Annotated in this window: 10 protein-coding genes; 3 read left to right on the top strand and 7 right to left on the bottom strand. The window is 59.5% G+C overall.

Annotation, left to right across the window (positions count from 1 at the left end):
* Positions 1 to 894 precede the first annotated feature (894 nt).
* The 3 genes from Q9S52_RS06565 to fabG all read right to left on the bottom strand — a co-directional run bounded on the left by Q9S52_RS06565 (position 895) and on the right by fabG (position 2,201).
* Positions 895 to 1,095: a hypothetical protein gene (locus tag Q9S52_RS06565; protein ID WP_304708558.1), complete on the bottom strand. Its 201-nt coding sequence runs from the start codon at positions 1,093 to 1,095 to the stop codon at positions 895 to 897.
* Positions 1,096 to 1,175: 80 nt separating this feature from the next.
* Positions 1,176 to 1,424 (bottom strand): hypothetical protein, encoded by a 249-nt coding sequence (locus Q9S52_RS06560; protein WP_304708557.1) that lies wholly within the window; start codon positions 1,422 to 1,424, stop codon positions 1,176 to 1,178.
* A gap of 30 nt (positions 1,425 to 1,454) precedes the next feature.
* The gene (fabG, locus tag Q9S52_RS06555; protein ID WP_297624347.1) at positions 1,455 to 2,201 is read right to left on the bottom strand and encodes a 3-oxoacyl-[acyl-carrier-protein] reductase; all 747 of its coding nucleotides are present in this window, start codon (positions 2,199 to 2,201) and stop codon (positions 1,455 to 1,457) included.
* 161 nt (positions 2,202 to 2,362) lie between these two features.
* Here fabG and glyA point away from each other — a divergent pair, with 161 nt between their 5' ends.
* Entirely contained in the window at positions 2,363 to 3,643 is a 1,281-nt protein-coding gene (gene glyA / locus Q9S52_RS06550; RefSeq protein WP_297624345.1) for a serine hydroxymethyltransferase, read from the top strand.
* Positions 3,644 to 4,445: 802 nt separating this feature from the next.
* Here the strand turns inward: glyA and Q9S52_RS06545 are convergent.
* Positions 4,446 to 4,598, bottom strand: coding sequence for a hypothetical protein (locus tag Q9S52_RS06545; RefSeq protein WP_297624342.1), 153 nt, complete (start codon positions 4,596 to 4,598; stop codon positions 4,446 to 4,448).
* Positions 4,599 to 4,764: 166 nt separating this feature from the next.
* Here Q9S52_RS06545 and Q9S52_RS06540 point away from each other — a divergent pair, with 166 nt between their 5' ends.
* Positions 4,765 to 7,191: a family 20 glycosylhydrolase gene (locus Q9S52_RS06540; RefSeq protein WP_304708556.1), complete on the top strand. Its 2,427-nt coding sequence runs from the start codon at positions 4,765 to 4,767 to the stop codon at positions 7,189 to 7,191.
* Positions 7,192 to 8,208: 1,017 nt separating this feature from the next.
* Here the strand turns inward: Q9S52_RS06540 and Q9S52_RS06535 are convergent.
* The 3 genes from Q9S52_RS06535 to nfo all read right to left on the bottom strand — a co-directional run bounded on the left by Q9S52_RS06535 (position 8,209) and on the right by nfo (position 9,605).
* Positions 8,209 to 8,406, bottom strand: coding sequence for a hypothetical protein (locus Q9S52_RS06535; protein WP_304708555.1), 198 nt, complete (start codon positions 8,404 to 8,406; stop codon positions 8,209 to 8,211).
* Between the two features lie 70 nt (positions 8,407 to 8,476).
* The gene (locus tag Q9S52_RS06530; protein WP_304708554.1) at positions 8,477 to 8,692 is read right to left on the bottom strand and encodes a hypothetical protein; all 216 of its coding nucleotides are present in this window, start codon (positions 8,690 to 8,692) and stop codon (positions 8,477 to 8,479) included.
* Positions 8,693 to 8,756: 64 nt separating this feature from the next.
* A complete protein-coding gene (nfo, locus tag Q9S52_RS06525; RefSeq protein ID WP_304708553.1) occupies positions 8,757 to 9,605 on the bottom strand; it encodes a deoxyribonuclease IV in 849 nt (282 codons plus the stop codon).
* Between the two features lie 91 nt (positions 9,606 to 9,696).
* Here nfo and Q9S52_RS06520 point away from each other — a divergent pair, with 91 nt between their 5' ends.
* Positions 9,697 to 10,815, top strand: coding sequence for a DUF3078 domain-containing protein (locus tag Q9S52_RS06520; RefSeq protein WP_300828336.1), 1,119 nt, complete (start codon positions 9,697 to 9,699; stop codon positions 10,813 to 10,815).
* Positions 10,816 to 10,837: the final 22 nt, after the last annotated feature.

The following is a 10,837-nucleotide window of genomic DNA, read 5'->3' as shown; positions in this document are numbered from 1 at the left end:
ATTTCCCGTCCACGGGACGTGGGGCCCGCGCGGCCCGAGCGCAGTACCCTCCTGTCGGACAGACGCGCGCCCCGCCTAAAGGAGCGATTCAGCTATTTCGGCGGCGAGCCGAATATAGATGAATCGCGCAAGGCGCGCGAAAACGCGGCGGAGCGATAGCGGAGCCGCAGTGAGGCGGATACGGGGCCGAGAATTGGGTCGAGCTTTGGGCTGAACTGTTGGTCATGCTCTTGCGGCTCTTTGAGCCGCGCAGTTCGCCGCCACCCCGCGCGGCGGACTGCAACTCGTCGGAGCTCGTTGCACTCCCCGCTGGCGGCGAATTGCTATAAGCTAAGAGCGAATAGCACGATTCCGCGAGGAATCGCCGTCCTTGGCGCGCAGCGAACGCCGAAGGCGGGCGCCGGGGGGCGCGCCCGAGGACGAATGGGCGGAGGGTTGGGCTAAACTTTTGGACGGTATTTGTGAGACCTTTAGGTCGCCGGCCTCGTCGCCCAGCGGCTTTGCCGCTCGGGGGGGCGACAGGCCCAGCCCGATAGAATCGGAGCGAACGGTTGACCCAACTTTTGCGACCCTAAAGGGTCGCGCGGGCCGAAGCCTCCGGCCGCGGAGGCCCGCAACTGACGTTGTAGTGGGCCCCGCAGGCTTCGACCGTTTGAACTGAGAACGAGGATGCCATAGGCGGGTGCCGGGGGCACGCCAAGGACGAACCCGATAGGTTGGGTTGAACTTTTGCAGGGTCGCTGGGCTTGCAGCGGGCGAAGCCTGTGTTGCTTTGGGTAGAGGCTGTCAGCAAAAGACGCTGTGCGTCCCTCCGCTGAGGGAGGCTTCGGCCCGCGCGGCTCTGCGAGCCGCAGGAGGCATTTCCAAAATAATTAAAACGCAGCACTCCCCCGTTTATTCCGAGAGGCAACGCAACGGAATACCGAAGGCACGGCCATGCGCAGCGGCACGCGAATTATGTCCCCCGGTGCTCGCAAAAAGAAATATCCCATAGATATCGCTGACCGAGGCAGAATAGCAGCAGCTGTAATCACCGATGCTCCTCGGCACCCCGTCCGCGTTGTAGCGGAAGCCCGGGGCGGTGCCGAGCGGCACTCGAACCGGCTTTTCTCTGCCCCATGGGCGCCTCGGTAAACCGCCTCTACCTTTTAAATTGTCCATGAGTGTCTCTCTGTTTATTCCGAGAGGCAGCGCAACTGAAAACCGTGGCCACGTTCGTCCGCAAGGTTCGTTCCCATGCGTTGCATATAAATGCCTGAATAGATGCCGCTGCTATGGCTGATTGAAGCAGACCAACTGTATCCGTTTCCGCCGTTGCCCCCTGCGATGCCCTTCCAACCCTTGCGTCCGACATCGCGGTAGCCCGGAGCGGGACGCACCAAAAGAAAACGTCGGCTCCTGCGAGAACAGAAACCGACGCTCATTGCAAAAGTGTCCTTTTAAAAGTATGCAGGCTACATGTTCATCCCGCCGCAGCAGTGGATCACCTGTCCCGTCACATAGCTCGACAAGTCCGAAGCCAGGAACGTGCAGACATTCGCCACATCGTCCGGCGTCCCGCCCCGTTTGAGCGGAATTTTTGCCTCCCAATCCTTCCGCACCTCTTCCGACAACGCTCCCGTCATGTCCGTGATGATGAACCCCGGAGCGATCGCATTGCAACGAATCCCCCGCGACCCCAGCTCCTTCGCCGTAGACTTCGTCAGTCCGATCAGCCCCGCCTTCGAAGCCGAATAGTTGGCCTGCCCAGCATTCCCGCTCACCCCGACCACCGAACTCATATTGACGATCGAGCCCGACTTCTGCTTCATCATGTACGGCAGCACCGCCTTTGTCAGGTTGAACGCCGACTTGAGGTTCACCCCGATCACCAAATCCCACTGCTGTTCGCTCATCCGCATCAGCAGCCCGTCGCGCGTAATCCCGGCGTTGTTCACCAAAACGTCCACCCGGCCGAAATCCTTGACAATCTGATCGATCGTCTCTGCCGCCTGCGTGAAATCCGCCGCGTTCGAAGCATACCCCTTGGCCTTAACCCCCAGTGCAGCAATCTCTTTTTCCGTATTCCGGAAGTTATCGTCTTCGTTCAGGTCGGTGAAAGCGATGTTCGCCCCCTCGGCGGCGAATTTGAGCGCGATCGCCTTTCCGATCCCGCGTGCAGCGCCCGTAATGACGGCGACCTTTCCTTCGAGAAGTTTCATGTCTGTTTGCGTGTTTTGAAAAAAGTTGTAACCGGAGCAAAGATAATGTTTTTTCCCGCATTCCGGGAACGTGCGGTCGAAGGGGTCGAAATTTTGCCTACCTTTAACCCGCGAATTGTCGAATTCGAATCGTTTAACTCTATCAAATACAGCAAGGTAACATGAACCGCGACACAGCCATTTTCGACCTCATCGGGCAGGAACGCGCCCGTCAGACCCACGGCATCGAACTGATCGCCTCCGAAAACTTCGTCAGCGAAGAGGTGATGGAAGCCATGGGCTCCGTGCTGACCAACAAATATGCCGAGGGGTATCCCAATGCCCGTTATTACGGCGGTTGTCAGGTGGTCGATCAGGTCGAACAGCTGGCCATCGACCGGGTGTGCGAATTGTACGGGGCCGAGTATGCCAACGTGCAGCCTCATTCGGGAGCGCAGGCCAATATGGCGGTTTTTCTGGCTGTGATGCAGCCGGGGGATACCTTTATGGGGCTCGACCTGGCGCACGGGGGACACTTGACTCACGGGTCGCCGGTCAATTTCTCGGGGATTCTCTACCGGCCGGTGGGCTATCAGGTGGACGAGGCGACCGGCACGATCGATTACGACAAGATGGAGGCTTTGGCGTTGGAACACAAACCGCGGATGATTGTCGGCGGCGCGTCGGCCTATTCCCGCGAGTGGGACTACAAGCGTATGCGCGAGATTGCGGACAAGGTGGGGGCGGTGCTGTGGGTCGATATGGCCCATACGGCGGGGCTGATTGCGGCGGGGCTGCTGGAAAATCCGGTGAAATACGCCCATGTCGTCACTTCGACGACGCACAAGACGTTGCGCGGGCCGCGCGGGGGGATTATCCTCGTGGGCAAGGATTTCGAAAACTGGTGGGGGGTGAAGACGCCGAAGGGCGAGACCAAAAAGATGTCGGCCATGCTGAACAGCGCGGTTTTCCCGGGGGTACAGGGCGGGCCGCTCGAACATGTGATCGCAGCCAAGGCGGTGGCTTTCGGCGAGGCGCTCCAACCGGCCTATAAGGAGTATCAGACGCAGGTGGTGAAGAATGCCCAAGCGATGGCTGCGGCGTTCGTGGCCAAGGGCTACAAACTGATTTCGGGCGGGACGGACAACCACCTGATGCTGATCGACTTGCGGGGCAAGTTCCCGGAACTGACGGGGAAACAGGCCGAACGTTCGCTCGTGGAGGCGGATATTACGACGAATAAGAATATGGTGCCGTTCGACAGCCGTTCGCCGTTCCAGACCTCGGGGATTCGGGTAGGGACGCCGGCCGTTACGACGCGGGGCCTGAAGGAGGAACACATGCCGGTGATCGTGGATCTGATCGACCGGGTGCTGAGCGCTCCGGAGGATCAGCAGGTTATCGCTGCTGTGCGGAGCGAGGTGAATGCCTTGATGGGTAACTTCCCGCTTTTCGCGTGGTAGGTTTCTGCGAGGATCGGTTTGGTGCGTGGTTAGGGGCGCGGACAATGGATTTGGCCGAGGCTGCCATTTGCCCACCGCGGGCACGCGGGGCCCGCCCGGTGTAAGGGCAGTACCCTCAAGCAGAAGCGCGCCGTCGCCTAAAGAAGCGATTCAGCTATTTCGGCGGTAGCTGAAATATAGATGAATCGCGCAAGGCGCGCGAAAAATGCGGCGGAGCGACAGCGGAGCCGCAGTGAGGCTGACACGGGGCGGAGAACTGGGGCGAACTTTGGGCTGTGCTTTTGCGGCTCGCAGAGCCGCGCGGGCCGAAGCCTCCCGCCGCGGAGGCCCGCAACTGACGTTGCTGTGGGCCCCGCAGGCTTCAACCCGCTAAGGCAATTGCATTTTCGCAAGTTCGATCGCGTCCCCGCTGGCGGCGAGCTATGACTGTAGTCCGCGAGCGAATAGCTAATTCCCCGTGGTAACGGTCGGCCCTCCGCAGCCCCCGGATGCGGAGGGGACGCACAGCGTCTTTTACTGGCCGCCTCGGCCTTAATGTTCGTTCTCCGCTGGCTGCGGCCGAAAACAAATAGGCAGTGCTTTTGCGGTTCTCCGAACCGCCGCCTCGTCGCCCAGCGGCTTTGCCGCTCGGGGGAGTGGGCGACAGGCCGAACCCGACAGAATGTGGTGATAAATGCGCGGTTTTACGAACCGCAGAGTGCAAATGGAGTGGGGCGGCCAGTTGCTTGGGGTAGCTTTCGGGTAGAGGCTGCCCTTATTTTTAGGGTAGATCCGGCCCTTTGCCCCCGCGGGCCCGCGGCGTTTATTCCGAGAGGCACCGCAACTGAAGACCGTGGGCACGATAGTACGTGCCTTTGGAATTGAGATTCTGCATGTAGAAAGCCAGAAATATGCCGTTAGCCCCACTCGCCGAAATTGACCAGAGAGACCCCTCGAGCCCATTGCCGCCCAGCACGCCCGAGCCTGAATTGCGGTAGCCCGGGGCGGTGCTGAGCGGCACACGAAAGCCGCCAGCCTCTATTCACAAGAGAGATAGGCTCTCTCACCCTTGACAGCACCCCTCCCTCTCATTTCGACAAGAAAACGAACAGATTAACCCGAACTCAACAAATATTTACTCCATGAACAAACACAACCGTCGTGTACGTATCGTCCTTTGGGCGACAAGTGCCGTGTTGGTCTTGTGCGCCTCGTGCGGCACCCGTCAGAACCGGCAGACCAGAACCCCGAATATCGAATCCGTGATTCCCGTTCCCGTGCAGACCGAGAACTTTGAAGTGCCCGCCTCGAAAGAGATTCGTCCCCTCGTGCTGAACCGTCATACCGCTATCGTTTGCACCGACTCGACATTCGCACCCGTGGCTGAATATTTGGCGCGGAAAGTGCGGACAGCAACCGGTTATGAACTGAAAATCGCAGACCGGCTGCCGGACGAAGGGCGGAACTATATCCTGCTGACCCGTACCGATTCGGTCGCTCAGGGTGAAGGCTATCGGCTTGTCTCCTCGCCCGACGAGACCGTCTGCATTGCCGCACAGGCGCCGGCAGGGGCTTTTTATGGGGTGCAGACCTTGTTGCAGCTGTTACCGCCCGAGATCGAAAGTCCGGTGAAAGTCAAGGACGTAGCGTGGGAGCTGCCCGTCGGAGTGATCGACGACTACCCCCGGTTCAAGTATCGCGGGGTGCATTTCGACCCCTCGCGGCACTTCGCCGGCGTGGAGTTCATCAAGAAACAGCTCGATGTGCTGGCGATGTTCAAAATCAACCGCTTTCACTGGCACCTGACCGACGACCAGCTCTGGACGATCGAAATCAAAAAATATCCCGAACTGACGGCCAAGGGAGCTGTGCGGACCGAAGGAGACGGCTCGACCCATCGCGGATTCTACACCCAGGACGAAATTCGGGAGGTGGTGGCTTATGCTGCCGCGCGCTACATCGACGTGATTCCCGAGATCGAGATGCCGGGACATGCCAAGGCCGCTTTGGTGTCGCATCCCGAACTGTCGTGCACCGGCGGGCCGTTCGACCAGCCGCGAGTGATTTGGGGTGTCGAGGACGACGTCTTCTGTCCGGGGAAAGACACCACCTTCGCCTTTCTGGAAAATGTGCTGACCGAAGTCTTCCACCTCTTCCCCAGCGAATACATCCACATCGGCGGCGACGAGTGTCCGAAAGTGCGGTGGAAGGCCTGCCCGGATTGCCAGCGGCGGATTCGCGAACAGGGGCTCGACAAAAAGGCCGGGCATGTGGGGAAAGACGGGCGCAAACATACGGCCGAAGAGTTGTTGCAGAGCTATACTATCACCCGGATGGAGCAGTTTGCCAACGCCCACGGACGTAAGATTATCGGTTGGGACGAGATTCTGGAGGGTGGTCTGGCTCCGTCGGCCACGGTGATGAGCTGGCGCGGTGAAGCGGGCGGTATTGCGGCGGCGCGGCAACAGCACGACGTGATTATGACTCCGAACAGTGCCGGGTTCTACATCGACCACCAGCAGGGGGCGGCCGAAGTCGAACCGGTGTCGATCGGCGGTTATTCCACCTTGGAGAAGGTCTACAGCTACAACCCGGTGCCGGACTCTGCGGCGGCTGATTGGGGACGTTATATTAGCGGTGTGCAGGCCAATTTGTGGAGCGAATATGTTCTGTCGGATGCTCATCGGGAGTATATGTACTATCCGCGGGTGCTGGCTCTGGCCGAAGTGGACTGGTCGCCGAACGATCGGAAAGATTGGGCGTCGTTCCAGCGGCGGCTGGTCGATGCCGAACGGCGGCTCGATTACCACGGCATCAATTACCATATTCCGATGCCGGAGGGGACGCTGGTCGATCTGCTCGCCTTTACCGGCGACTCGGTAGCGGTGCCGTTCTCCAATACCCGGAACCTGCCGATGGTCTATACGCTCGACGGGTCGGAACCGACCGCAGCATCGGAGATGTATAAGGATACCTTAATGATCGGCGGCGACGAACCGGTTGTGATTCGGATCGCCACGCTGACGCCTCAGGGCAAGCTGAGCCCGTCGCGGTCGATCCGGGTCGAACGGCAGCTTCTGAAACCGGCGGCGGAACCGGCAGCGGTGGATTCGGGCGTCGTGATGCGTGTGGCCGAGGGGCTTTTCCTGACGGATGAACAGATCGCGGGTGCACGTTTCGGGGCGGATACGGTGGTGCGCTATTTCCGTCCGGGGTATGAAGCGGGGACGAAGACGGCGCCGGAGTCGCTGGTGGTCTACGAAGGTTTCGTCGAACTGCCGGAGGATGGTGTCTACGGCTTTACGACGGATATGGAGGAGTTGTGGATCGACGGCGAACGGATCGTGAAAAACGGTCAGGAGGCGGCGAGTCGTCACTTGCGGCATAAGACGACGCGTGCTTTGGCGGCCGGGAAGCATGCTTTCCGATTGGTGTTCAACAATATGATCCGTCACGGTTGGCCGGATGTTTGGAACGACATCTCGTTCTTCGTCAAGACGCCGTCGGGCACTGTCTATGAACGGGTGAAAGCTTCTCAGCTGACGCATGCCGTTTCGGTGGACGAGTAGTGGGGGGGAGATTTGATAGTACATGGGGGCCTTGATCGATTCAAGGCCCCTTGTTTTTGCTGGTGGAGATAGGTTGCGGGGTAGAGGCTGCCGTAGCGAAACGTAGTTTCGCCCGTCCACGCACCCGTTGGGTGTTTTGTTAGGGTTATCTCTGTCTTATTAAGTGGGGCCCGTTTGGTCGACGCGTTCGCGTCATGGCGCATAATGACTTGGGCCGAGGCTGCCGCAGCGAAACGCAGTTTCGCCCGTCCACGGGACGTGGGGCCCGCGCGGCCCGAGCGCAGTACCCTCCTTGTAGGACAGCCGCGCGCCCCGCCTAAAGAAGCGATTCAACTATTTCGGCGGTTAGCCGAAAGAGAATGAATCGCGCAAGGCGCGCGGAAACGCGGCGGAGCGACAGCGGAGCCGCAGTGAGGCTGACACGGGGCGGAGAACTGGGGCGAGCTTTGGGTTGCGATTGTTCTTCGGGCACGAAAACCGGAAACGGTTTTCGTGCTGCGCTGGGCCGAGCTGTTGGTCGTGCCTTTGCTGTTCTTCGAACCGCCGGGCCTGCGCGCGCTGGGCCTTCGGCCCACCCCCGGAGCGCGCAACCCGAAACCAACAGAATGGGGCTGAACCTTTGGTCGTGCTTTGGGCTTTGCTTTTGGCTGGGCTTCTGCGGCTCGCAGAGCCGCCGGGCTTGCGGCGGGGCATCTTTGATGCCCGGGCCGGACGCCGCAGCCCGAACCCGACAGAATTAGGGCGAGGTTGGTGGCAGGGCTTAGGGCTTTACTCTCGGATGAGAGCGAATAGCGCGGTTCTTTCGAACCGCCGGCCTTGTCGCCCAGGCGCGGAGCGCCTCGGGGGAGTGGGCGACAGGCCGAAGTTCAGAAAATTGTGCGGTGCTTCTGCGACCCAACGGGTCGCGCGGGCCTCCCCGGTGTCCGGCCGCAAAGTCAAATTAAAGTAGAGGGTAGAGGTCTCTAAGTATTTAGGGTAGCTCCAGTCCATTGCCCACCGCGGGCCTCTCGTCCCCGTTTATTCCGAGAGGCAACGCAACTGAAGAGCGTGAGCACGACCATCCTCTCTGCCGAGGTCGAGATAAGTGACATAGAAATTTAGCGACAAACTGTTGATCCGGCAGGTTGTACCAGACCAACTGTATCCATTTCCCCCGACGTGTGCTAAAGCGCCGCTGAGTCTTTCGCGGTAGCCCGGGGCGGTGTCGCTCGGCACTCGAAAGCTGGTCGTCTCTGCCCTAAGCCGACTTTACCCTAAATTGTCCCCATAGGCACACCTCTTCCGTTTATTCCGAGAGGCAACGCAACTGAAAACCGTGACCGCGGCTGTCTGCGTGACAGGAATCGATCCCTGTCGCATTGAAGTTCAAATACACACTGTTATTATCGCTGACAGCGGAAGACCAGCTATAGCCGAAGTTGCCGATATATATGGCATTCCCGAATTGTCCATGATGTCCCGGATCGCGGAAGCCCGGGGCACGTCCACAAGGCATTTCCATGCCACCCTCTGCCTCGAGCAACCGAGCGTCTCAGCCACCTCAACGCCGCCGTTCACAGAGATACTTAGTGGCCCTCCGCCAATGTATACAATTGCGCGATCTCTTCCGGCCAGCGACTCTCATCCGGCGTCTCCAGAATCAGCGGCATGTCGTCGAACCGTCGATCCCGCGCGATGTACCGGAACACCGGCCATCCCAACGTCCCCTCGCCCAACGAAGCATGGCGGTCTACCCGGCTGCCGAAAGCCTTCAGGTCGTCGTTCAGGTGCATGCCCCGCAGGTAATCGAAGCCGACCACCCGATCAAACTCCGCGAAAGTCCGCTCGCACGCCTCCTCCGAACTCAGGTCGTACCCCGCCGAATAAGCATGGCACGTGTCGATGCAAACCCCCACCCGACTCTTGTCCGCCACTTTTTCGATGATGTGCGCCAGGTGCTCGAACCGCCAGCCGAGATTCGAACCCTGCCCCGCCGTGTTCTCGATCACCGCCGTCACCCCTTTCGTTTCGGCCAGCGCCCGGTCGATCGACGCCGCGATCCGGTCGAGACACTCCTCATCGCTGATCGCCCCCAGCGAACTGCCCGGGTGGAAATTGAGCCGGTCGAGGCCCAGCGCCTCGCACCGCTTCATCTCGTCCGTAAAAGCCGCCTGCGACTTCAGAATCGCCTGGTCGTCCGGATTCCCGAGGTTGATCAGATAGCTGTCGTGCGGCAGAATCTGAAACGGCCGATACCCTCCCGCCTCGCAATTGGCCCGGAAAGCCTCGATTTGTGCCGCCGTCAGGGCGGGAGCCACCCACTGGCGTTGATTTTTTGTGAACAGCGCGAAAGCGCCGGCGCCGATCCGGCGAGCATTCAACGGGGCGTTCTCCACTCCGCCGGCCGCGCTGACGTGGGCTCCGAAATATTTCATAGTCAGGCTCTGGTTTTATTTTTGTAAATTCGCAGGCGGAAATAGCGGCCTGCGACGATTCGATGTCCGTCCGCTTCGCCACTACGATCTTATGAGAACAAAACTACATATTTCGTACCGAAAAACTCTTCTCGCCTGCCTGATTCTGTTCGGAACCGGCAGCGTGGCCCGGGCTCAGTTCAATCCGAAGAAACAGGCCGTGCCGCTCGCGCCGGTGGCTCCCGACACGATCCGTGTGCCGAAGCCTACCACCGACATGAAGTTCGAACTCTACAGCGAGGCCTACGACAAATACCTCCGCAAACTGCGCTCCAAACAACGCAACAGCTACAAAATCGCTCCCCGGCTCGACATTTCGCAGGTGAGCTTCAATAACTGGCAGAAAGGGGGGGACGACTCCTATTCGGGACTGGCCTCGCTCAATGCCGAACACAATTATGTTGCGCCGGTCTTCAGCATCAAGACGGTATTCGACGCCAAGTTCGGGATTATGCGCGCCACGGGTCAGACGCGCAAAAATGCCGATTATTTCAACTTTTCGACCACACCGAGCTGGAATATTTCCGAACGGTGGAAACTTTCGGGGGCGTTGATCTGGAAATCGCAGTTCACGAAGAGTTACGACTACCCGAAGGACAAACCGAAGGTCTGGAAATCGACCTTTATGGCGCCGGGAACGGTGGAGGTTTCGGTCGGTTTCACCTACGAGCCGCCGAGCAAGAAACTGAATATCCTGCTGTCTCCGGTGGCGGGGAAGATGATCTTCGTCCTCAACGACTCGCTGGCGCGCAAGGGGGGATTCGGGATCGACCCGAACAAGGAGAATCCGAGGTTCAAAGCCGAGATCGGTGCCCAGCTGCGGGTGAACTTCAATACGAAGTTCGCCAAGGAGAAGATCGAATACATTACGAAGTTGGAGTCGTTCTGGAACTACTCGAACGTGCCTTCGGCGACGTGGGAAAATACGCTGAATTTCAAGATTACGAACGTGATTTCGGCCAGCGCTTTCGTGAGCATGATCTACAACGACCAGATCACCACGCCGGATGCGCAGGAGAAGCTGGATGCGGGTCGGCGGCCGAAACCGTGGGATTACTTGCAGATTTATCAGTCGGTGGGGTTCGGTTTGCAGTTCAATATTGCGTCGAAACCGCACAAACCGGTTCAGGAGAGCACCATCACGAAGTCGCGGCTGAAGTATAAGAAATAGACGGCGGGGAGTGGGGGCTGTC

Origin of the sequence: uncultured Rikenella sp., assembly GCF_948810725.1 — a bacterium.
GTDB lineage: Bacteria > Bacteroidota > Bacteroidia > Bacteroidales > Rikenellaceae > Rikenella.
This window is presented reverse-complemented; position numbering and strand designations above follow the sequence as displayed.